This window comes from Streptomyces sp. NPDC048018 (assembly GCF_043202995.1).
In the GTDB taxonomy this organism is placed as follows: domain Bacteria; phylum Actinomycetota; class Actinomycetes; order Streptomycetales; family Streptomycetaceae; genus Streptomyces.
In genome coordinates this window covers 1-21,139 of sequence record NZ_JBIDBK010000016.1, presented here as the reverse complement: position 1 = coordinate 21,139, position 21,139 = coordinate 1, and the positions used below count along the sequence as shown (strand labels likewise).

19 protein-coding genes and 1 other RNA gene are annotated in these 21,139 nt (G+C 72.2%); 15 read left to right on the top strand and 5 right to left on the bottom strand.

Features of this window, described 5'->3' with window-relative positions; translation table 11 throughout:
• The first annotated feature begins 279 nt into the window (after nucleotides 1–279).
• Nucleotides 280–1,197 (top strand): hypothetical protein, encoded by a 918-nt coding sequence (locus ACGF1Z_RS34145; RefSeq protein WP_393010292.1) that lies wholly within the window; start codon nucleotides 280–282, stop codon nucleotides 1,195–1,197.
• Nucleotides 1,198–1,322: 125 nt separating this feature from the next.
• Here ACGF1Z_RS34145 and ACGF1Z_RS34140 read toward each other — a convergent pair whose 3' ends face one another.
• The gene (locus tag ACGF1Z_RS34140) at nucleotides 1,323–1,508 is read right to left on the bottom strand and encodes a hypothetical protein (RefSeq protein ID WP_376637865.1); all 186 of its coding nucleotides are present in this window, start codon (nucleotides 1,506–1,508) and stop codon (nucleotides 1,323–1,325) included.
• Nucleotides 1,509–1,733: 225 nt separating this feature from the next.
• Between ACGF1Z_RS34140 and ftsE the strand changes: the two genes are divergently transcribed.
• The 5 genes from ftsE (at nucleotide 1,734) to ssrA (ending at nucleotide 5,660) form a co-directional block, all read left to right on the top strand.
• Entirely contained in the window at nucleotides 1,734–2,423 is a 690-nt protein-coding gene (gene ftsE, locus ACGF1Z_RS34135) for a cell division ATP-binding protein FtsE (RefSeq protein WP_046910798.1), read from the top strand.
• A gap of 21 nt (nucleotides 2,424–2,444) precedes the next feature.
• Nucleotides 2,445–3,362, top strand: coding sequence for a permease-like cell division protein FtsX (gene ftsX / locus ACGF1Z_RS34130; protein ID WP_393010290.1), 918 nt, complete (start codon nucleotides 2,445–2,447; stop codon nucleotides 3,360–3,362).
• A 79-nt stretch (nucleotides 3,363–3,441) separates the two neighbouring features.
• A complete protein-coding gene (locus ACGF1Z_RS34125; RefSeq protein ID WP_393010288.1) occupies nucleotides 3,442–4,626 on the top strand; it encodes a S41 family peptidase in 1,185 nt (394 codons plus the stop codon).
• Nucleotides 4,627–4,644: 18 nt separating this feature from the next.
• The gene (gene smpB / locus ACGF1Z_RS34120) at nucleotides 4,645–5,187 is read left to right on the top strand and encodes an SsrA-binding protein SmpB (protein WP_393010286.1); all 543 of its coding nucleotides are present in this window, start codon (nucleotides 4,645–4,647) and stop codon (nucleotides 5,185–5,187) included.
• A 104-nt stretch (nucleotides 5,188–5,291) separates the two neighbouring features.
• Nucleotides 5,292–5,660, top strand: a transfer-messenger RNA (tmRNA) gene (gene ssrA, locus ACGF1Z_RS34115).
• A gap of 34 nt (nucleotides 5,661–5,694) precedes the next feature.
• Here the strand turns inward: ssrA and ACGF1Z_RS34110 are convergent.
• The gene (locus ACGF1Z_RS34110) at nucleotides 5,695–6,984 is read right to left on the bottom strand and encodes an MFS transporter (RefSeq protein ID WP_393010284.1); all 1,290 of its coding nucleotides are present in this window, start codon (nucleotides 6,982–6,984) and stop codon (nucleotides 5,695–5,697) included.
• Between the two features lie 198 nt (nucleotides 6,985–7,182).
• Between ACGF1Z_RS34110 and ACGF1Z_RS34105 the strand changes: the two genes are divergently transcribed.
• From ACGF1Z_RS34105 to ACGF1Z_RS34095, 3 genes are all read left to right on the top strand, one after another.
• A complete protein-coding gene (locus ACGF1Z_RS34105) occupies nucleotides 7,183–8,166 on the top strand; it encodes a LysR family transcriptional regulator (RefSeq protein ID WP_393010282.1) in 984 nt (327 codons plus the stop codon).
• A 116-nt stretch (nucleotides 8,167–8,282) separates the two neighbouring features.
• Nucleotides 8,283–9,650 (top strand): nitrate/nitrite transporter, encoded by a 1,368-nt coding sequence (locus ACGF1Z_RS34100; RefSeq protein ID WP_393010280.1) that lies wholly within the window; start codon nucleotides 8,283–8,285, stop codon nucleotides 9,648–9,650.
• A gap of 113 nt (nucleotides 9,651–9,763) precedes the next feature.
• Complete coding sequence (locus tag ACGF1Z_RS34095) at nucleotides 9,764–10,924, top strand: uroporphyrinogen-III synthase (protein ID WP_393010351.1); 1,161 nt, start codon at nucleotides 9,764–9,766, stop codon at nucleotides 10,922–10,924.
• Nucleotides 10,925–10,992: 68 nt separating this feature from the next.
• Here ACGF1Z_RS34095 and ACGF1Z_RS34090 read toward each other — a convergent pair whose 3' ends face one another.
• Entirely contained in the window at nucleotides 10,993–11,535 is a 543-nt protein-coding gene (locus ACGF1Z_RS34090) for a DUF1772 domain-containing protein (RefSeq protein ID WP_393010279.1), read from the bottom strand.
• Nucleotides 11,536–11,671: 136 nt separating this feature from the next.
• Nucleotides 11,672–12,496, bottom strand: a complete 825-nt coding sequence (locus ACGF1Z_RS34085; RefSeq protein WP_393010277.1) for a helix-turn-helix domain-containing protein — start codon at nucleotides 12,494–12,496, stop codon at nucleotides 11,672–11,674.
• 321 nt (nucleotides 12,497–12,817) lie between these two features.
• Here ACGF1Z_RS34085 and ACGF1Z_RS34080 point away from each other — a divergent pair, with 321 nt between their 5' ends.
• The 4 genes from ACGF1Z_RS34080 to ACGF1Z_RS34065 all read left to right on the top strand — a co-directional run bounded on the left by ACGF1Z_RS34080 (nucleotide 12,818) and on the right by ACGF1Z_RS34065 (nucleotide 18,226).
• A complete protein-coding gene (locus tag ACGF1Z_RS34080) occupies nucleotides 12,818–13,378 on the top strand; it encodes an ABATE domain-containing protein (protein ID WP_393010275.1) in 561 nt (186 codons plus the stop codon).
• Nucleotides 13,379–13,439: 61 nt separating this feature from the next.
• Nucleotides 13,440–15,806: a HelD family protein gene (locus ACGF1Z_RS34075; RefSeq protein ID WP_393010273.1), complete on the top strand. Its 2,367-nt coding sequence runs from the start codon at nucleotides 13,440–13,442 to the stop codon at nucleotides 15,804–15,806.
• 351 nt (nucleotides 15,807–16,157) lie between these two features.
• Complete coding sequence (locus tag ACGF1Z_RS34070; protein WP_393010271.1) at nucleotides 16,158–17,597, top strand: NAD-dependent malic enzyme; 1,440 nt, start codon at nucleotides 16,158–16,160, stop codon at nucleotides 17,595–17,597.
• Nucleotides 17,598–17,944: 347 nt separating this feature from the next.
• Entirely contained in the window at nucleotides 17,945–18,226 is a 282-nt protein-coding gene (locus tag ACGF1Z_RS34065) for an HU family DNA-binding protein (protein ID WP_003968811.1), read from the top strand.
• A gap of 187 nt (nucleotides 18,227–18,413) precedes the next feature.
• On the opposite strand, the gene murA is transcribed toward ACGF1Z_RS34065, so the two are convergent.
• Nucleotides 18,414–19,760, bottom strand: coding sequence for a UDP-N-acetylglucosamine 1-carboxyvinyltransferase (gene murA, locus ACGF1Z_RS34060; protein ID WP_393010269.1), 1,347 nt, complete (start codon nucleotides 19,758–19,760; stop codon nucleotides 18,414–18,416).
• A gap of 263 nt (nucleotides 19,761–20,023) precedes the next feature.
• Here murA and ACGF1Z_RS34055 point away from each other — a divergent pair, with 263 nt between their 5' ends.
• Complete coding sequence (locus tag ACGF1Z_RS34055; RefSeq protein ID WP_393010267.1) at nucleotides 20,024–20,584, top strand: YqgE/AlgH family protein; 561 nt, start codon at nucleotides 20,024–20,026, stop codon at nucleotides 20,582–20,584.
• 51 nt (nucleotides 20,585–20,635) lie between these two features.
• Nucleotides 20,636–20,926: a DUF3039 domain-containing protein gene (locus ACGF1Z_RS34050; RefSeq protein WP_037879418.1), complete on the top strand. Its 291-nt coding sequence runs from the start codon at nucleotides 20,636–20,638 to the stop codon at nucleotides 20,924–20,926.
• The last annotated feature ends 213 nt before the right edge of the window (nucleotides 20,927–21,139 follow it).

Genomic DNA, 21,139 nt, shown 5'->3' with positions numbered 1-21,139 from the left:
CTGACGCTTTGTCGACATGGGAACTGTCATGGCAGGGCCCGGAGTTCCGGGTTTACGTCACAGTTGCATCCCCGCATGGCGGGCAGAAGTGGATCTTTCGGTCATCGCACGCGCAACGACCTTGACGAGCCATCGGAAACTCGAAAGGGTGACCCGCGGCATGCGTATGTCTGGGGCGCGTGTGAACGGGGGAGAGTCCGGTGCGTGTGACGGCCCCTGGTGTCCGCAGCCCCGAGCGCAGCTCTACAGACGATTTGAGCTACTGGGGGTAGCAGCCAGATGACGAAGAAGACGCGGATTCGCGTTGCGCGCGTTGCGGCCGGTGCGGTGATCGCGGCCGGCGCGTCGCTCACTGTCGCCGGTGTGGCTTCCGCGGCCGGGATCACCGGCGGGGTCACCGTCGAGATCACCGGCGAGAACGACGGTTGCGAGACCGACCCGCTGGGTTGCGAGACCGGCGGCAATGAGTCGGGCGGTAACGAGTCGGGCGGTAACGAGTCCGGCGGTAACCAGTCGGGCGGTAACGAGACCGGCGGTAACGAGACCGGCGGTAACGAGTCGGGCGGCAATGAGTCCGGCGGTAACGAGTCGGGCGGTAACGAGTCGGGCGGTAACGAGTCGGGCGGTAACGAGTCCGGCGGTAACGAGTCCGGCGGCAACGAGACCGGCGGCAACGAGACCGGCGGTAACGAGACTGGCGGCAATGAGACCGGCGGCTCGGGCAACAACGGTGGCACCGGTAACAACGGTGGCACGGGCAACAACGGTGGCACCGGTAACAACGGTGGCACCGGCAACAACGGTGGCACCGGCAACAACGGCGGCACGGGCAACAACGGCGGCACCGGCAACACCGGCGGCACCGCCACCACCGGCGGTTCCGCCACCACCGGCGGTTCCGGCGACAACGGCGGTTCCGGCGACAACGGCGGCACCGCCACCACCGGCGGCTCCGGCAACGGCGGCGCCGGCACCTGCACCGTCGACCTCGACGGTGCCGAGTGCGTCGACAACAACCCGGGCACCAACAACGCCGGCTCGCAGCCCGTCGAGCAGGGCAAGGCCAAGGAGGAGCTGGCCGAGACCGGCGCCGCCGAGACCTCGTTCCTGATCATCGGCGCCGCCACCATGATCGCCGGTGGCATCGGCTTCCGCTTCCTGCCGCGTCTCGTCGGCGGCGGGCGTACCGCTGTCTGAGTCCGTGAGGGCCGCGTAGACGTCTAGACGTCCCCGCACGAAGGCCGGCGCGGTCCGCGGAGACGTACAGAAGGGCCCGGAACCCCTCGGGGGGATCCGGGCCCTTCTCGTGCTGCTCGGGCGGTCTACGTACCCTTCAGGGCCGCCAGCAGGGCCATCGTCGCCACCAGGGCGATCACCAGGGTCAGCAGCATCGCCGGGGTCAGCCCGGTCGGCTGGGGCAGTCGCTCGCGGTTCGCGCGGCAGACGGGACAGCGGCCCTCCGCGACGGGGGCCGCGCAGTTGGCGCACACCAGACGGTCATAGGTCATGCGCTCTCCTCCTCCCGCACGGGGGTCCTCACCGGAAGAACGCTCCGGGTGAGCCGCGCGTTCCCCTACCACTGTGCCAGCTCCGCGGCTTTTCGGCGCGCCCCACGGAACCGCGATCGGAGGGATGAAAAGGATAAAGCACACAAGCCCGGACCGCGACTGCGCGGGCCATCCCCGTTCGCGTATGGTCACGCACACCTACTCCCGGCCGACCGTGGTGCATCCGTGATCCGATTCGACAACGTCTCCAAGTCCTATCCGAAGCAGAACCGCCCCGCGCTCCGGGATGTCTCCCTGGAGATCGAGAAGGGGGAGTTCGTCTTCCTCGTCGGTTCCTCCGGCTCCGGAAAGTCGACCTTCCTGCGGCTGATCCTGCGCGAGGAGCGCACCAGCCAGGGGCAGGTCCACGTCCTGGGCAAGGACCTCGCCCGGCTGTCCAACTGGAAGGTGCCGCACATGCGGCGCCAGCTGGGGACCGTCTTCCAGGACTTCCGCCTCCTCCCCAACAAGACCGTCGCGGAGAACGTGGCCTTCGCCCAGGAGGTCATCGGCAAGCCCCGCGGCGAGATCCGCAAGGCCGTCCCGCAGGTCCTCGACCTGGTCGGCCTCGGCGGCAAGGAGGACCGCATGCCGGGCGAGCTCTCCGGCGGTGAGCAGCAGCGCGTCGCCATCGCCCGGGCCTTCGTGAACCGCCCGATGCTGCTGATCGCGGACGAGCCCACCGGCAACCTCGACCCGCAGACCTCCGTCGGCATCATGAAGCTGCTCGACCGCATCAACAGGACAGGGACCACCGTCGTCATGGCGACCCACGACCAGAACATCGTCGACCAGATGCGCAAGCGCGTGATCGAGCTGGAGAAGGGCCGCCTCGTCCGCGACCAGGCGCGCGGCGTCTACGGCTACCAGCACTGAGCGAGTAGGGGATACACACACATGCGCGCTCAGTTCGTGCTCTCGGAGATCGGGGTCGGTCTCCGGCGCAACCTGACGATGACCTTCGCCGTCATCGTCTCCGTGGCCCTGTCGCTCGCCCTCTTCGGCGGCGCCCTGCTCATGCGCGAGCAGGTCAGCACGATGAAGGACTACTGGTACGACAAGGTCAACGTCTCCATCTTCCTCTGCAACAAGAGTGACGGCGCCACCTCGGCCAAGTGCGCCAAGGGTGCCGTCACCGCCCAGCAGAAGGAGCAGATCGAGGCCGATCTGAGGAAGATGGACATCGTCGAGTCGGTCCACCAGGAGACCGCCGACGAGGCCTACAAGCACTACAAGGAGCAGTACGGCGACACCGCCATCGCGTCGGTCGTCACCCCGGACCAGATGCAGGAGTCGTTCCGGGTCAAGCTCAAGGACCCGGAGAAGTACAAGGTCGTCGCCACCGCCTTCGCCGGGCGCGACGGGGTCGAGTCCGTGCAGGACCAGCGCAACATCCTGCAGAACCTCTTCGACCTCATGAACGGCATGAACATCGCGGCCCTCGGCGTCATGGGCCTGATGCTGGTCATCGCGCTGATGCTGATCGTCAACACCGTGCGCGTCTCCGCCTTCAGCCGGCGCCGCGAGACCGGCATCATGCGGCTGGTCGGCGCGACCAACTTCTACATCCAGATGCCGTTCATCATGGAGGCCGCCTTCGCCGGTCTCCTCGGCGGCGCCGTCGCCTGCGTGATGCTGCTCGTGGGCCGGTACTTCCTGATCGACCACGGCATCGCCCTCGCCGACAAGATGCAGCTGGTCAACTTCATCGGCTGGGACGCGGTCCTCGCCAAGCTGCCGCTCGTCATCGCGATCGGCCTCCTGATGCCCGCCTTGGCGGCATTTATCGCGTTGCGCAAGTACCTGAAGGTGTGACAGTTCACTCGACGTCCACCCATGGCGTCGTACGGCCAACCGCCGTGCGACGCCATGCGCTTGTCCTAGAGTGGGCGACATGCGTGCCGGTGTCGGCCCCGAATTCTGTCGACGGCCCCGCGGAGTTCTCCGTGGGGCCGCCTTGACGTTGCTCTTCGCCGGCGTGCTCGGCACCGCCGCGGCCACCGGCTCGCTGCCCCGCCGTGAGGACGCCGCCGAGGCCGCCCCGGCCCCCGTGGCCACCCGCGCCACCGTCGACCGGGCCGCTCTCGCCCGTGCCGCCGCCGAGGCCATCGCGGACGGCAAGTCCGGCAAGAAGGCCGCCGAGGAGTTCGTCAGCCGCAGCGGCGACCGCTGGGGCGCCGTCTACGACAAGCGGGAGTACGCCGAGTTCGAGCAGGCCCTCGACGGCGCCTACACCGGAGTCGGGCTCTCCGCCCGCAAGGCCGCCCCGGACCGGGTCGAGATCAGCCGCGTCCAGCCCGGCGGACCCGCCGAGCGCGCCGGACTGCGCCCCGGGGACCGGCTCACCGCCGTCGACGGGCGCCGGGTCGGCGGGCTCTCCGTCTCCGAGGTCGTCTCCCTGCTGCGCGGCGGCGGCGTCTCCGGCACCACCGTCTCCCTGCGGCTGGAACGCGGCCGCGCCACCTGGACCCAGACCCTGCGCCGGGCCCGGCTCGCCACCGACCCCGTCACCGTGCGCCGCTACGACGACGGGACGGTCCTCATCCGGGTCGCCGCCTTCACCAAGGGCACCGGCGAGCGGGTGCGGACGGCCGTGCGCGAGGCGCCGCCCGGCGCCGGCGTCCTGCTCGACCTGCGCGGCAACTCCGGCGGACTGCTCGCCGAGGCCGCGACCGCCGCCTCCGCCTTCCTCGACGGCGGCCTCGTCGCCACCTACGACGTCGACGGCGAGCAGCGCGCGGTGTACGCGGCGGGCGGCGGCGACACCGTACGGCCGCTGGTGGCCCTGGTCGACGGCGGCACCATGAGTGCGGCGGAGCTGCTCACCGGCGCCCTGCAGGACCGGGGCCGGGCGGTCACGGTCGGCTCGCGCACCTTCGGCAAGGGGTCCGTGCAGATGCCCAGCGCCCTGCCCGGCGGTTCCGTCGCCGAGCTCACCGTCGGCCACTACCGCACTCCCGCGGGGCACGCGGTGGACGGCCGCGGCATCACCCCGGACGTCGCGGTCGGCGGAGCGGTCGGGGACCGGGCCGAGGAACGGGCCCGCACGGTATTGAGTGGCCTCGGAGGGGCCCCGTAGTGCGAAAATGACCGCACTATGGCTAAGGGACTCGTCAACGTGCAGGGAAAGCCTGCGAAGAAGAAGGCCCAGGACAAGGGGCCGGAGCGCAAGCTCATCGCGCAGAACAAGAAGGCGCGGCACGACTACCACATCCTCGACACCTACGAGTGCGGCGTCGTGCTCATGGGTACCGAGGTGAAGTCGCTGCGCATGGGCCGGGCGTCGCTCGCGGACGGCTTCGTCCACATCGACGGCGGGGAGGCCTGGCTGCACAACATCCACGTGCCCGAGTACACCCAGGGCAGCTGGACCAACCACTCGGCGAAGCGGAAGCGCAAGCTGCTGCTGCACCGCGCCGAGATCGACAAGCTGGAGCAGAAGGCCTCCGAGACCGGTCACACGATCGTGCCGCTCGCGCTGTACTTCCTGGGCAGCCGGGTGAAGTGCGAGATCGCGCTGGCCAAGGGCAAGAAGGAGTTCGACAAGCGGCAGACGCTGAAGGAGAAGCAGGACACCCGTGAGGCGAGCCGCGCCATCGCGGCGGCCCGTCGCCGGCAGCGTGCGGCGGAGGCCAGGTAGCCCTCCTGGCGACCGTCGCCGGAATGCGCTGGCAACCGTGCGCGTTGGTCACGTACGATGGACCACGCACCCCACAGAGGGTGCGCGGATTGAAAAATCAACATGGGGATGATCGGTTTCGACAGCGGATGTCGAAGCAGGGGAAGCGTGTCGAGGAAGCGGCAATGATCTCGTTAACCACGCGCCGAAACCAATAATCGCCAACACCAAGCGCGATTCCTTCGCCCTCGCTGCCTAAGTAGCGACTTGCGAAGTGTCAGCCCGGGGCTGTTCCCGACCCGGATCCTGGCATCATCCAGGGAACTAAACCTTGATCCCGGTCACGGGGTGAAGAGGGAAATCCAACAGTGACTGAGCCCGTTCCGGACTTGTCTGGGTGATCCGGAGGGCTGAGAAACTCGTACCAGACTGCACACGGAGAAGCCCTGATTCCGCACCGTTGGACGCGGGTTCGATTCCCGCCATCTCCACCGAGAGTCCGAGGAGGCCCTGCCTCGCTCGGACACCTCATCCCATGTGGGCGCAGGCCCGGTGGTCGTTCGACGACCGCCGGGCCTGCGTCATGCTCCGGACCAGGAGTGCGGTCGCCGCCGCCAGGGGCGGGATCAGGTAGCCGTACGTCGTGGCCGGGGCGTGGTCGGCGAGCCAGCCGCCGGAGGCGGAGCCGAGGGCGATGCCGCCGAGGAGGGCGGTCACCGCAAGGGTCATGCCCTCGTTCAGCTGGGCCGCCGGGGTGAGCCGCTGGACCAGGGTCATGCCCGTGACCATCGTCGGGGCGGTCGCCGTCCCCGCCGCCAGGAGCGCGCCCGCGAGGAGGAGCAGCGAGCCGCTGAGCGCGGCGAGCAGCGGCAGGGTCATCAGGACCGCCATCGCCGCCAGGCAGCTCGCGAGACCGGCCGAGCGCCGGGCGTGGCCGTAGACCAGGCCGGCGGCGCAGGAGCCCGTGGCCTGGAGGGCCAGGATCGGGCCGGCGACCGGGGAGTCGACGTACGCGAGGGTGACCACCTCCATCGAGCCGAAGACCGCGCCGGTGGCCAGGAAGACCGCGAGCAGGGCCGGCATGCCGGGGGCGCGCAGCGGGGAGCCGGCCGTGGTGCGCGGGGCGATCGGGGGCTCGGTCGCGCGCTGCGCGGCGAAGAGCAGGACGCCGGTGAGGAAGAGGGTGGCGGCGGCGAGGGTGCCCGCCTCCGGGAAGAGCGCCGAGCAGAGGAACGCGGCCAGGACCGGGCCGAGCATGAAGCACAGCTCGTCGACGGCCTGTTCGAAGGCGTTGGCGGTGTGGCGCGCGTCCGGGTCGTCCCTGAGGAGGTGGGCCCAGCGGGCGCGGGACATGCCGCCGGTGTTGGGCGCGGTCGCGGAGGCCGTGGTGGCCGCGAAGAGGGCCCAGGCGGGGGCCTGGGCGTGGGCGCAGAGCAGCAGGGTCAGCTGGCCGAGGACCGCCCAGACGGTGGCGGGTACGGCGACACGGGCCTGGCCGTGGCGGTCGACGAGGCGGGCGATCCAGGGCGCGGTCAGCGCACCGGCCACCAGGCCGGCCGCGCTGACGGCGCCGGCGAGGGCGTAGGAGCCGTAGGCCCCGGCGATCATGACGACGGAGCTGACGCTGAACATGCCCGCGGGCAGCCGGGCGATCAGATTGCCGAGGGTGAAGGCCCGCGCGCCGGGGACGGCGAAGAGCCGGCGGTAGGGATTGGCGGGGGTCGTGGCCACGGCGGCGGGCCCGGCGGGGGCTTCGCGGGGCCCGGGAGCGCTGTGGGGCAGCGGTGTCTCACGGGTCTTGGCGGCCCTACGGGGCACCCGTGTCTCCCGGGCCTCGGGAGCGGCGTGGGCTGCCTGTGCTGCCTGTGCTGCCTGTGCCTGGCGGGCCGCGAGTGCTGTCTGCGCTGTCTGTGTCGTGTCCGGGTGGGGCATGGGACAAGCGTCCGTGGGCGGGCCCCGCGCGGTCCAACACCTGTTCGATGGTGATTCACGCACCTGTGTTGTTGGATACCGGCCGTGGCCTCCTCGTACGACCTCGATCCCCGCCTCCTCCGCGCCTTCGTCGCCGTTGCGGCGGAACTGCACTTCACCCGCGCCGCCGGGCGGCTCTTCGTCGCCCAGCAGGCGCTCAGCCGGGACATCCGGCGGCTCGAACGGGAGCTGGGCGCCGAGCTGTTCGTGCGGACCACACGGCAGGTCTCGCTGACGCCGGACGGCGAGCGGCTGCTGCCGTACGCGCACGCGGTGCTCGCCGCGCACGACGAACTCGCCGACGCCTTCCGCGGCGAGCCCCGCCCGCTGCTCGTGGACCTCAACAGCGCGGGCCTCGGGCACGAGCGCGTCGTGCACCGGGCCCGTGAACTCGCCCCCGAGCTGGAGCTGATGGCCCGCTACGAGAGCGGTCTGACCGGCGCCGTCCACGAGATCCTGGCCGGGCGCCTGGACGCCTCCTTCGGGCGCTACGGCGGGCTCGCGCCCGGGCTGCGGACCCGGCTGGAGGCGCAGTTCGTGCGGTACGAGCCGATGGCCGTGCTGCTTCCGGAGCGCGACCCGCTGGCCGCGCTGCCCGAGGTCCCGCTCGCCGCCCTGGCGGGCCGTGACGTCTACGCGGGCGCGGGCAACGACCGTACGCCCGAGTGGACCGAGCTCGCCGCGCGGCTCTTCGCCGGGCACGGCATCCGCGTCGCGCCGCCCGCGCCGCTCGTCGTCGGGAGGGAGGAGTTCCGCCGGGTCATGGCCAAGACCCCGACGCCGGTGCTCGCGGTGGTCGACTTCCCTCCGATGCCGGGCAGTGTCCTGCGGCCGCTCGTCGACCCGGTACCGCTGTCGCCGGTGAGCCTCGTCTGGCGCAGGGGGCTGCGGCACCCCGGCCTCGACGCCCTGCGCCGGGCCGCCGCCGAGCTCTCCGCGCAGGAGGGCTGGTACGAGCGCCCGGCCGGTTCCTGGCTGCCGGACGGGGAGGACCTGGGGGCGCTCACAGCAGTCCCGAGCGCCGGGTGAGAGCAAGGTTCCGCATCCGTCACCTCCCGGCACCGCGCTGAAACGAGGCTTTCCTAGCGTCACCGCAAAGACACGCGACACCGTGGCACAGACACACGACACCGTGGAGGTACGACATGGGCGGCCGCTGGATCGAACGGTGGGAGCCGGAGGACGAGACCTTCTGGCGTGAGGGGGGAGAGCGCGTCGCGCGCCGGAACCTGTGGTTCTCGGTGTTCGCCGAGCACATCGGCTTCTCCGTCTGGACCCTGTGGTCCGTCATGGTGCTCTTCATGGGACCGCAGTACGGAGTCGACCCGGCGGGCAAGTTCTTCCTGATCGCGACCGCCACCCTGGTGGGCGCCTTCGTCCGGGTCCCGTACACCTTCGCGGTCGCCCGCTTCGGCGGGCGCAACTGGACCGTCTGCAGCGCGCTGCTGCTCCTGCTGCCGACGGGCCTCGCCTACGCGGTGATGGAGCCGGGCACCTCGTACGGCACGTTCATGCTGGTCGCCGCGCTCACCGGGGTCGGCGGCGGCAACTTCGCCTCCTCGATGACCAACATCAACGCCTTCTTCCCGCTGCGGAAGAAGGGCTGGGCGCTCGGCCTGAACGCGGGCGGCGGCAACATCGGCGTCCCCGTCGTGCAGCTGGTCGGCCTGCTGGTCATCGGGACCGCCGGGGCCGCGCACCCGAGGATCGTCCTCGGTGTCTACCTGCCGCTGATCGTCGTGGCCGCCGTCTGCGCCGCGCTGTTCATGGACAACCTGGCCCCGGTCAGGAACGACACCGGCGCCGTGAAGGACGCCGTGAGGTCCCGCCACACCTGGATCATGGCCTTCCTGTACATCGGCACCTTCGGCTCCTTCATCGGCTACAGCTTCGCCTTCGGTCTGGTCCTGCAGACCCAGTTCGGCCGCACCCCGCTGCAGGCCGCCTCGCTCACCTTCGTCGGCCCGCTGCTCGGCTCGCTCGTCCGGCCGGTCGGCGGCGCGCTCGCCGACCGGAAGGGCGGCGCCCGCATCACCCTGGCCACCTTCGCCGCGATGAGCGTCGCCGCCGGGGTCGTCCTCTACGCGTCCGTCGTCGCGTCCCTGGGGATCTTCCTGGTCGGCTTCATCGCGCTCTTCGCGCTCAGCGGCCTCGGCAACGGCTCCACGTACAAGATGATCCCGGCGATCTTCCTCACCCAGGGGCACCGCAAGGGCCTGTCGGGCGAGGCGGCGGAGGCGTACGGGCGGCGGCTCTCCGGCGCCTCCATGGGCCTCATCGGCGCGGTCGGCGCGCTCGGCGGCCTCGGCATCAACCTCGCCTTCCGCCAGTCCTTCCTCACGGTCGGCTCCGGCACGGGCGCCTTCGTCGCCTTCCTCGTGTTCTACGGGGCGTGCATGCTCGTCACCTGGGCGGTATACCTTCGCCGGCCCACCGCCGTGGCGCCCGTTCCCGACACCGCGGCGGGTGCCGAGCCGACCGGCGCCGGTGCGCGCGAAGCCGCCGAGGTGTGATTCACGGTGGGCCCGCACGCCGTAACGACCAGGAAATACGCGTGAACCGAGACCGACACGCGGCCCCGGCACGCTCGGCCGACAGGGACGAGGACGACAGGGGCGAGCACGACATGGACGAGCAGCAGGAACAGGGCCCCCTGGCGGGCTTCACCGTCGGGGTCACGGCGGCACGGCGCGCGGACGAGCTGATCGCGCTGCTGCGCCGCCGGGGCGCGGGTGTCGTCCACGGCCCCGCGCTGCGGATCGTGCCGCTCGCCGACGACACCGAACTGCTCGCCGCCACCAAGGACCTCATCGACCACGCCCCGGACGTCGTCGTCGCCACCACGGCGATCGGCTTCCGCGGCTGGGTCGAGGCGGCCGACGGATGGGGATACGGCGAGCAGCTCCTCGACCGGCTCCGCGGGGTCGAACTCCTCGCCCGGGGGCCCAAGGTGAAGGGCGCGGTGCGGGCGGCCGGGCTCACCGAGAGCTGGTCGCCGTCGTCGGAGTCGATGGCGGAGGTCCTCGACCGGCTGCTCGACGAGGGCGTCGCCGGGCGGCGGATCGCCCTGCAGCTGCACGGGGAGCCGCTGCCCGGCTTCCTGGAGACGCTGACGGCCGGCGGGGCGGAGGTCGTGTCCGTTCCCGTCTACCGCTGGATGCCGCCCGAGGACATCGGCCCGCTCGACCGGCTGCTCGACGCGACCGTGTCCCGCGGGCTGGACGCGGTGACCTTCACCAGTGCCCCGGCCGCCGCCTCGCTCATCGACCGGGCGCGCGAACGCGGTCTGCTCGACGAGCTGTTGACGGCCCTGCGGCACGATGTGCTCGCGGTGTGCGTGGGCCCGGTGACGGCGCTGCCGCTGCAGGCCCTCGCCGTCGACACCCACCAGCCCGAGCGCTTCCGGCTCGGCCCGCTCGTGCAGCTGCTCGGCCGGGAACTGCCCGCCCGGGCGCGGGTGCTGCCGGTCGCCGGGCACCGGATCGAGATCCGCGGCCACGCGGTCCTCGTCGACGGCGCCCTGCGGCCGGTCCCGCCGGCCGGCATGGCCCTCCTCGGCCTGCTCGCCCGGCGCCCCGGCTGGGTCGTCGCCCGCCCCGAACTCCTCCGCGCCCTCCCGGGCGCGGGCCGCGACGAGCACGCGGTGGAGACGGCGATGGCCCGGCTGCGGACGGCCCTGGGCACCCCGAAGCTGATCCAGACGGTGGTGAAGCGGGGCTACCGGCTGGCGCTGGACCCGGTGGCGGACACCAAGTACGGCACCGAGGAGGGGAGCCCGGGCGCGTAGGGGCCCCGGGGCCGAGGAACGGGGCCCGAGGCGGGGTCCAGGGGTCTCCCGGCCCCGCGCGTGAGCGTCTAGGGCCTCGTCGTCCCGCGGCGGGGCGCGTCGTACGCGGTGTCGTGGCCGTCCCGCCGGCCGCGGCCGCGCACGGCCGTGGCGCGCAGGAGGCAGGCGAACCCTGCCGCGGTCAGCACCGCGCGGACGAGGTTCCAGGCCACCCACGGCCCCTCGAAGGCGGCGCGGGCCCGGCCGGGATCCGTGGCCGCGGCGAGGGCGTCGTTGAGGGGGACGTTCGCCGCCGACGTGACGGCGAAGACGGCCGCGTAGAGCGCGAGGGCGGCCCAGGTCCAGCCGCGGGCGCGGCCGGCGCGGTGCTGCCAGGCGGCCACCGCCGTGAGGAGGAGCGCTCCGAAGAACGGCGTGAAGAACACCGGGTTCTGGATCACGTCGTTGATGTTCCGCATCACCTCGACGTAGACCCGGTCGTCGCTGCGCGCGAGGGCCGGCATCACCGAGCACCCGTACGCGAACCAGATCCCCGCGACCAGTCCGGTCGCCGCCGTCGCCGCGCCGAGGACCGCCCCGGCGCCCTTTCCGTCCCTGCTGCTCTGTGTCATGTCTGCATTCAAGAGCGGGGGTTGAACGCGGGACATGGTCCGGCGTCGCACCGGCATACGCGAACGTCCACGCCCCCACGGCGCCGTACGCCCGCTCCGGCGGCCCCCGGAGCCGGTCCCGCAGTGATCCGCGCCGTCACCGGGCCCGCAGCATCGGCGCCCGGGGGTGGGACTTCTGCAGCCCCGGGCGGAAGATCATGATGATCAGGCGGGCGCCGGGGGCGGTGAGGGGCTGGGCCGCGCAGATGCTGACGTGGCCCGGGCCCAGGAGGGCGTGGCGGAGCGGGCGTTCGTCGCCGTCGGGGTGGACGGTGACGCCCCCGGCCGCCCACAGCGGGCCGAGGTCGGGGTCGGCGCGGACCTCCCGCTCGATGCCGCGCAGGGTCTCGTCCTCGCCGCGCACGGCCAGGGCGGCGCGCAGCTGGGGGAGGATCAGCGGGGCCCACACCCTGTGCCAGTCGATGATCGTCGTCTCGCGGGCCTGCCTGTCCAGGAGCATCCAGCGCATCGTGTTCGCGGGGGCCCGGCCGCCCGGGTAGAGGTCGGCGAAGTGCCGGTTGTGCGCGATCAGGTTCCAGGAGGCGTCGGTCACGTACGCCATGTGGCCGATGCCGTCGACGGCCTCCTGCCACACGCCGGGGACCTCCAGGCCGGAGGAGGCGTGCAGGGGACCGGGCGGGTCGCCGATGCCCGCGTACCGGCAGAGCAGGACCCACTCCTGCTCGTTGAGGCCGAACAGGCGCGCGACCTGCCGCAGGTAGTCGACGGGCGGGTTCGGGTAGCGGCCGGTCTCCAGGCGGTTGTACGTGTCGACCGCGCGGCAGGTGAGCTCGTCGACCTGGTGCTGGGACAGCCCGCGGGCGCGGCGGCCGCGGCCCGTGGGCCGGGACAGGCCGTGGGCCTCGGGGGCGATCAGCTCGCGGCGTTCCTTGAGGAGCGCCCGTAGCGCCGTCTTGTTCACCGCACCCCCCGCGATAAGTCCGTGTGTGAATTGGTAGGAAAAACAGTCCGTAGATAATAAACAGTTGAACGTTAATGCTGTGGGGGCCCCGTGCTGACCTGCACGGACGCACCCGGACAACCGGACAGCCCTCCCCCGAGCGGTCCGGTTCCCGGTCGGCCCGGGCGGCTCCCCCGTACGCCCGGGCCGGCCTGTTCCGCCACGCCGCCCCCGCGCGGGGGCGGCGCGCACCCGGCGTGATCCGCCGGACACGGCCTGGCCACCCGCCCCTTCCGCGGGCACTCTGGACGAGACGTTCCGGGCTCAGGGGGTGGCAGGGGCATGACAGTGCGGTTCCGCTCCGGACGCGTCTGCCTGGACCTCACCGACGAGCCCCTCGACCGCCCCGAGGCCCTCGCCCGCTTCCTCCGCGCCACCGGCCTCGTCCCGCCCGGCACCCGGCTGAGCGCTCTCGACACACGCTGGCTCGCCGGCTTCCGCGAGCTGCGCGACTGCGTCGCCGAGCTCGTCGGCGGCCAGGTCGAGGCCCGGCCCGCCCGGCCCGCCGCCCTGGAGCTCCTCAACGCCCTCGCCGCGGCCTCCGCGCCACCCGCGCCCCGCGCCGTACGCACTCGATCCGGTGTTCTCGTGCGCACCCTCGGCGGAGAGCCCGACTGCCGTGCCCTGCTCGCCGCCGTGGCCCGCGACGCGGTCGACCTGCTCACCGATCCGGCCGCCCGCGCCCTGCTCCGCCGCTGCGAGGGACCGGGCTGCCGGCGCTGCTACCTCGACACCTCCCGCGGCCGGCGCAGGCGCTGGTGCTCCAGCGAGGTCTGCGGCAACCGGGCCCGCGCCGCCCGGCACCGCGCCGCCCACCCCCGGCCCACCCGCGACCAGGCCTGACACGGCGCCCCCCGGTGGCGTAGCCTCGAAGGCTGCTCAGTGCACGTGAGAAGGGGGCCAGGTGGCCGCGCAGGAAGCCGTCGACACGGTCAGAGACCGCGAGATCGGTGTCGAACAGGAACATCTGGACCGGGTCTACCAACGTCTCGAAGAGAAGATCCACGAGGCCGAGTTCCTGATGAACGACGCCGCCCAGCGGGGCCAGGTCGGCACGCCCGGCGCCCTCGCCGAACGCGACGCCCAGGTCTTCCGGGCCGGAATCCACCTCAACCGGCTCAACAACGAGTTCGAGGACTTCCTCTTCGGACGGATCGACCTGCTCTTCGGCAAGGACGGCAAGAAGGGGCCCGACGGCGCCTACACCTCCGTCGAGCCCGCCGAGGACGCCGTGCGGACCGAGGGCGCCCGCCAGTACGCCGACATCGGCGAGACCCTGCACATCGGCCGCATCGGCGTCCTCGACGCCGACTACGCCCCGCTCGTCATCGACTGGCGCGCCCCCGCCGCCGCGCCCTTCTACCGCTCCACGCCGGTCGACCCCGGCCGGGTCGTCCGGCGCCGCGTCATCCGTTCCAAGGGCCGCCAGGTCCTCGGCGTCGAGGACGACCTGATGCGCCCCGAGCTCACGGCCACCCTCGACGGCGAGGAGCTCCCGGTCATCGGTGACGGCGCCCTCATGGCCGCGCTCGGCCAGGCCCGCGGCCACACCATGCGCGACATCGTCGCCTCCATCCAGGCCGAGCAGGACCTGGTCATCCGCGCCCCCGCCGCCTCCGTCACGTACGTCGAGGGCGGGCCGGGCACCGGCAAGACCGCCGTGGCGCTGCACCGTGCCGCGTACCTGCTCTACCAGGACCGGCGGCGCTACTCCGGAGGCATCCTGATCGTCTCCCCGACCCCGCTGCTGGTCTCCTACACCGAGGGCGTGCTCCCCTCGCTGGGAGAGGAGGGCCAGGTCGCCATCCGGGCCCTCGGCTCGCTGGTCGACGGCGCCGAGGCCGACGCGTACGACGAGCCCGCCGTCTCCCGGATCAAGGGCTCCTCCCGGATGGTCGCCGTCCTGCGCAAGGCGGCCCGCGGCGCCCTGGAGACGCCCGCGCCCCGGCCGGCCGCCGACGGCGGACAGCTCGCGCTGGGGGAGGGGGACGAGGACGAGGCCCCCCGGGCCCCGGCCGGCACCCCGACCCTGCTGCGCGTCGTCGCCTTCGGGCGCCGCCTGGAGCTCGGTGCCGACGAGCTCAGGCGCATCCGCCACAACGTCCTCGGCGGCACCGCCCCCGTCAACCTGCTCCGCCCGCGCGCCCGCAGGCTGCTGCTCGACGCGCTGTACGCCAAGTCCGGCGCGGCCGGCCGGCACAGCGACCCCGAGCTCGCCGCCGAACTGCGCTCCTCCTTCGACGAGGACGTGTCCACCGAGGACTCCTTCCTCGCGTTCCTGGACGCCTGGTGGCCCGAGCTCACCCCGCGCCGGGTCCTGGAGGCCATGGGCGACGAGAAGCGTCTCGGGCGCTGGGCCCGCCGGATCCTCAACCCCGGCGAGGTGCGCCGGCTCGCCCGCTCGCTGCGCCGCCCCGGCCTCTCCGTGCACGACGTGGCGCTCCTCGACGAGCTGGCCATGCTCCTCGGCACGCCGGCCCGGCCCCGCAAGAAGCGTTCCTACGACCCGCTGGACCAGCTCACCGGCCTGGAGGAGCTGATGCCGGTGCGCGAGGAGACCCAGCGCGAGCGGGCCGAGCGGCTGGCCGCCGAACGCACCGAGTACGCCCACGTCATCGTCGACGAGGCGCAGGACCTCACGCCCATGCAGTGGCGCATGGTCGGCCGCCGCGGCCGGCACGCCACCTGGACGGTCGTCGGCGACCCGGCCCAGTCCTCCTGGTCCGACCCGGACGAGGCCGCCGCGGCCCGCGACGAGGCCCTGGGCACCCGCCCGCGCCGCCGCTTCGAGCTCACCGTGAACTACCGCAACCCGGCCGAGATCGCCGAGCTCGCCGCCAAGGTCCTCGCGCTCGCGATGCCCGGCAAGGAGTCGCCGAGGGCGGTCCGCTCGACGGGCGTCGAACCCCGCTTCGTCGCCGTGGAGGACAAGAGCCGGCTGGCCGAAACCGTACGGTCGGAGGCCGAGCGGCTGCTCTCCGAGGTGGACGGCACGGTCGGCGTCGTCGTCGCCATGGACCGGCGCGCGCAGGCCGCCCGCTGGCTCGCCGGGCTCGGCGACCGGGTGGTGGCGCTGGGCTCCCTGGAGGCGAAGGGGCTGGAGTACGACGCCACGGTGGTGGTCTCGCCCGCGGAGATCGCGGACGAGTCGCCGGCCGGTCTGCGGGTGCTCTACGTGGCGCTGACCCGCTCCACGCAGGCCCTCACCGTGGTCGCGGGCGACCGTGACCTGCCGGACGCCGACGGGGTGCCGGACCTGCTGCGGGACTGATTTCCGGTCAACTCGCGCCGGAGGAATCACTTGCCGGGGCGGTTTGTTAGCCTGGTCGTGGCACCGGCTCGATCCAAGCCCCCGGGCCCAACCTTCGTCCCTCAGAGGGACCACTTGCCGCGAGGCGAGCATGGCGGGTCGGTGCCGCTCACGTGTGGAGGCCCTCGTCACCTTCGGGTGACGGGGGCCTCTTCTGTTTCCCCTCGGTCTCTCGTATGGTGGAAACTACTTTCCGAAAACGAAATGACCGTATTACCTGCTACCCGCAGGTAGGTGCGACGATCGGAGGGCGCCGCCGGGCAACCAGCCGGGCCGGCGTAGCAACGAAGCTAGGGAAAGAGGAACACGGCCATGGCAACGGCGCCCAGCGTCTCGTACTCGATGACGGTCCGCCTGGAGGTGCCCGCGAGCGGCACCGCGGTCTCCCAGCTCACCACGGCCGTCGAGACCCACGGCGGCTCCGTCACGGGCCTCGACGTGACCGCCTCCGGCCACGAGAAGCTCCGTATCGACGTCACCATCGCCGCGACGTCCACGGCGCACGCGGACGAGATCGTCCAGCAGCTCAGGACCATCGAGGGCGTCGTCCTCGGCAAGGTCTCCGACCGTACGTTCCTGATGCACCTCGGCGGCAAGATCGAGATGGCGTCGAAGCACCCCATCCGCAACCGTGACGACCTGTCCATGGTCTACACCCCGGGTGTGGCCCGGGTGTGCATGGCGATCGCCGAGAACCCCGAGGACGCCCGCCGCCTCACCATCAAGCGCAACGCCGTGGCGGTCGTGACCGACGGCTCCGCCGTCCTCGGCCTGGGCAACATCGGCCCGAAGGCCGCCCTGCCCGTCATGGAGGGCAAGGCCGCCCTCTTCAAGCGGTTCGCCGGCATCGACGCCTGGCCGATCTGCCTGGACACCCAGGACACCGACGCCATCGTCGAGATCGTCAAGGCCATCGCCCCCGGCTTCGCGGGCATCAACCTGGAGGACATCTCCGCGCCCCGCTGCTTCGAGATCGAGGCCCGGCTGCGCGAGGCCCTGGACATCCCGGTCTTCCACGACGACCAGCACGGCACGGCCATCGTCGTGCTCGCCGCCCTCACCAACGCCCTGCGCGTGGTCGGCAAGGGCATCGGCGACGTACGGGTCGTCATGTCCGGGGCCGGCGCCGCCGGTACGGCCATCCTCAAGCTGCTCATCGCGGCCGGCGTCAAGCACGCCGTCGTCGCCGACATCCACGGGGTGGTCCACGCCGGCCGCGAGGACCTGGTCGACGCCACGCCCGACTCGCCGCTGCGCTGGATCGCCGACAACACCAACCCGGAGGGCGTCACCGGCACCCTCAAGCAGGCCGTCGTCGACGCCGACGTCTTCATCGGCGTCTCCGCACCGAACGTGCTGGGCGCCGAGGACGTCGCCGCCATGGCGGAGGGCGCGATCGTCTTCGCGCTCGCCAACCCCGACCCCGAGGTCGACCCGGCGATCGCCCGCCAGACGGCCGCCGTGGTCGCCACCGGCCGCTCCGACTTCCCGAACCAGATCAACAACGTGCTGGTCTTCCCGGGTGTCTTCCGCGGTCTGCTGGACGCGCAGTCGCGCACCGTGAACACCGACATGATGCTGGCCGCCGCGAGCGCCCTGGCCGACGTCGTCACCGAGGACGAGCTCAACCCGAACTACATCATCCCGTCGGTCTTCAACGACAAGGTCGCGGGAGCCGTCGCCGGGGCCGTCCGCACCGCGGCCAAGGCCGCCGGCGCGGGTGCCAACGACGGTTCCTCCACGCTGGTCTGACGGGTGGGGAGGCGGTCCGCGGCGCGTGTCGCGGGTCGCCGGACCCCAAACCCGCCTTTAGGGTGGTAGTCCGGCTCCGCACGGTTCGTGGGGAGTCGACGCTACGTCACCACCGCGGGGCACCGGCGCTTTTCGTGTGACCCCGGAGGGTGCCGGATTGGCGTTCCCGCCGCTGGTGGGGGCAGGATGCGGTCTGGGCGCGAGGGTCTGGCACCAGACCCGGGTCCGGGCACTGTCCGAGGGCCCTGGCAGCATCGGCTTCGCAGTGCCCATCATGCGGCCCCGCCGCGTGGCCCGCCTCACAGGCAACCCGCCTCACAGGCAAGAAGAAACACGGGAGTAACGAAATGAACCGCAGTGAGCTGGTGGCCGCCCTGGCCGACCGTGCCGAGGTGACCCGCAAGGACGCCGACGCCGTTCTGGCCGCGCTCGCCGAGACCGTCGGCGAGATCGTCGCCAAGGGTGACGAGAAGGTCACCATCCCCGGCTTCCTGACCTTCGAGCGCACCCACCGTGCCGCTCGCACCGCGCGCAACCCGCAGACCGGCGACCCGATCAACATCCCGGCCGGCTACAGCGTGAAGGTCTCCGCGGGCTCGAAGCTCAAGGAAGCCGCCAAGGGCAAGTAAGGGCCTGCAGGCAGCGCGCTGAGGCCGCTCAGGCGGCCTGAGGCGAGCGGAGAGGGCGGCCACCCTGTCAGGGGGTGGCCGCCCTCTCCTGTGCCCTCAGGAGGCCGCTGGGAGCGCCGGACGGGCACGCGACGGACACGGCCCCCGGACCCCTCGCAGGGGTCCGGGGGCCGTGTCCGTCGTCGGGTCAGACGAGCGCGCTTCCCGGAAGCTCGACCTTGGCGCCGAGCTCCACGAGCTTCTCCATGAAGTTCTCGTAGCCGCGGTTGATCAGGTCGATGCCGTGGACCCGGCTCGTGCCCTGGGCCGCGAGGGCGGCGATCAGGTACGAGAAGCCGCCGCGGAGGTCGGGGATGACCAGGTCGGCGCCCTGCAGCTTGGTCGGGCCGCTGACGACCGCCGAGTGCAGGAAGTTGCGCTGGCCGAAGCGGCAGTCCGAGCCGCCCAGGCACTCGCGGTACAGCTGGATGTGGGCACCCATCTGGTTGAGCGCGGACGTGAAGCCGAGCCGCGACTCGTACACCGTCTCGTGCACGATGGACAGGCCCGCGGCCTGGGTCAGCGCGACGACCAGCGGCTGCTGCCAGTCGGTCTGGAAGCCGGGGTGCACGTCCGTCTCCAGGGCGATCGCGTTGAGCGAGCCGCCCGGGTGCCAGAAGCGGATGCCCTCGTCGTCGATCTCGAAGGCGCCGCCGACCTTCCGGTACGTGTTGAGGAAGGTCATCATCGAGCGCTGCTGTGCGCCGCGCACGTAGATGTCGCCCTCGGTGGCGAGCGCCGCGGAGGCCCAGGAGGCCGCCTCGAGACGGTCGGAGAGGGCGTGGTGGTTGTAGCCGCCGAGCTTGTCGACACCGGTGATCCGGATGGTCCGGTCGGTGTCCATGGCGATGATCGCGCCCATCTTCTGCAGCACGCAGATGAGGTCCTCGATCTCCGGCTCCACGGCCGCGTTCGACAGCTCGGTGACGCCCTCGGCGAGCACGGCGGTGAGCAGCACCTGCTCGGTCGCGCCGACGGAGGGGTACGGGAGGGCGATCTTGGTGCCGCGCAGGCGCTGCGGGGCCTCCAGGTACTGCCCGTCCGCCCGCTTCTCGATCGTCGCGCCGAACTTGCGCAGCACGTCGAAGTGGAAGTCGATCGGCCGGCCGCCGATGTCGCAGCCGCCCAGGCCCGGGATGAAGGCGTGCCCCAGACGGTGCAGCAGGGGGCCGCAGAAGAGGATCGGGATGCGGGACGAGCCGGCGTGGGCGTCGATGTCGGCCACGTTGGCCGACTCGACGTGCGTCGGGTCCATGATCAGCTCACCCGGCTCCTCGCCGGGGCGGACCGTCACACCGTGCAGCTGGAGCAGTCCGCGCACGACGCGGACGTCACGGATGTCGGGCACGTTGCGCAGGCGGCTCGGCTCGCTGCCGAGCAGTGCGGCGACCATCGCCTTGGGCACGAGGTTCTTCGCGCCGCGGACGCGGATCTCGCCCTCCAGCGGGGTTCCGCCATGGACGAGCAGTACATCATGGCTGTCTGTGCCGGTCATGAATCTCGCGTTCCGGGTCGTCGGTCGGGTGGCCAGAGAAAAGGGTAAGGGTCAAGGAGACCCCACTTGTATGGCTGAGGGTGCCCCGCGAACGTAATGAATTCGGCACAACACCCTCCGTTCCCGTGATCTTGCGGAGCGTCACCGTCCACTTGTCTCCGATCACTCGCCGGGAGCCGGTGCTGACCTGCGGTGGCGGACGCCTACCCCGGACCCGGCCGGACAACCCCCGCGATCGCCGAAGATGCGGGATCATGTGTCGCATGACCGAGGTGTCCTCGCTCACAGGGCGACTGCTGGTCGCCACGCCCGCGCTGGCGGACCCGAACTTCGACCGCGCGGTCGTCCTGCTGCTCGACCACGACGACGAGGGTTCCCTCGGCGTGGTCCTGAACCGGCCGACCCCCGTGACCGTCGGCGACATCCTCGCGCCCTGGGCCGACCTCGCGGGGGAACCCGGCGTCGTCTTCCAGGGCGGTCCGGTCTCCCTCGACGCGGCCCTCGGCCTCGCCGTGATCCCCGGCGACGAGGGTCCGCTGGGCTGGCGGCGGGTGCACGGGGCGATCGGACTGGTCGACCTGGAGACCCCGCCCGAACTCCTCGGACCCGCCATCGGGGCCCTCCGCATCTTCGCCGGCTACGCGGGCTGGGGGCCGGGACAGCTGGAGACCGAGCTCGGCGACGGCGCCTGGTACGTCGTGGAGTCCGAGCCCGGCGACGTCTCCTCCCCCCGCCCCGAGACCCTCTGGCGCCAGGTCCTCCGCCGCCAGCGCGGTGACCTCGCGATGGTCGCCACGTACCCCGACGATCCCTCGCTCAACTGAGGCGGGCCGGGCGGGCGCCCGGGCCCCGTGTCTTTCAGTACCCTGGAGCGCATGAGCACTCTCGAGCCCGAGCGCGGGGCAGGTACGGGAACCCTCGTCGAGCCGACGCCGCAGGTGTCCCACGGTGACGGCGACCACGAGCGCTACGCCCACTACGTCCAGAAGGACAAGATCATGGCGAGCGCCCTCGACGGCACTCCCGTGGTGGCACTCTGCGGCAAGGTCTGGGTACCGGGGCGCGACCCCAAGAAGTACCCGGTGTGCCCGATGTGCAAGGAGATCTACGAGTCCATGGGCTCCGGCGGAGACAAGGACAAGGACAAGGGCGGCAAGGGCAAGTAGCCGCCGGTCCATCCGGCAGTCGGGGACGGCCCCCGGCGTGGGGGCCCCCCCCCCGGGGGGGGGGCCCCCGGGGGGGGGGGGGGGGGGGGGGGGGGGGGGGGGGGGGGGCCGCCTGGGGGGGGGCGCCGGCGTGATGTGCGCCACCTCGGCTGTCGGCGGAGACCGCGCGGGCCCGCTCGGCCTTACGCTGACCGGAGTCCCACGGGCCGGCCG

Bases quoted from the DNA above. Each gene is read 5' to 3' on its own strand.
- murA (WP_393010269.1), bottom strand. From the start codon at position 19,760: ATGACCGGCACAGACAGCCATGATGTACTGCTCGTCCATGGCGGAACC.
- ACGF1Z_RS34070 (WP_393010271.1), top strand. From the start codon at position 16,158: ATGGCAACGGCGCCCAGCGTCTCGTACTCGATGACGGTCCGCCTGGAG.
- ACGF1Z_RS34145 (WP_393010292.1), top strand. From the start codon at position 280: ATGACGAAGAAGACGCGGATTCGCGTTGCGCGCGTTGCGGCCGGTGCG.
- ACGF1Z_RS34050 (WP_037879418.1), top strand. From the start codon at position 20,636: ATGAGCACTCTCGAGCCCGAGCGCGGGGCAGGTACGGGAACCCTCGTC.
- smpB (WP_393010286.1), top strand. From the start codon at position 4,645: ATGGCTAAGGGACTCGTCAACGTGCAGGGAAAGCCTGCGAAGAAGAAG.
- ftsX (WP_393010290.1), top strand. From the start codon at position 2,445: ATGCGCGCTCAGTTCGTGCTCTCGGAGATCGGGGTCGGTCTCCGGCGC.
- ACGF1Z_RS34090 (WP_393010279.1), bottom strand. From the start codon at position 11,535: ATGACACAGAGCAGCAGGGACGGAAAGGGCGCCGGGGCGGTCCTCGGC.
- ACGF1Z_RS34055 (WP_393010267.1), top strand. From the start codon at position 20,024: ATGACCGAGGTGTCCTCGCTCACAGGGCGACTGCTGGTCGCCACGCCC.
- ACGF1Z_RS34100 (WP_393010280.1), top strand. From the start codon at position 8,283: ATGGGCGGCCGCTGGATCGAACGGTGGGAGCCGGAGGACGAGACCTTC.
- ACGF1Z_RS34065 (WP_003968811.1), top strand. From the start codon at position 17,945: ATGAACCGCAGTGAGCTGGTGGCCGCCCTGGCCGACCGTGCCGAGGTG.
- ACGF1Z_RS34095 (WP_393010351.1), top strand. From the start codon at position 9,764: ATGGACGAGCAGCAGGAACAGGGCCCCCTGGCGGGCTTCACCGTCGGG.
- ACGF1Z_RS34140 (WP_376637865.1), bottom strand. From the start codon at position 1,508: ATGACCTATGACCGTCTGGTGTGCGCCAACTGCGCGGCCCCCGTCGCG.
- ACGF1Z_RS34080 (WP_393010275.1), top strand. From the start codon at position 12,818: ATGACAGTGCGGTTCCGCTCCGGACGCGTCTGCCTGGACCTCACCGAC.
- ACGF1Z_RS34125 (WP_393010288.1), top strand. From the start codon at position 3,442: ATGCGTGCCGGTGTCGGCCCCGAATTCTGTCGACGGCCCCGCGGAGTT.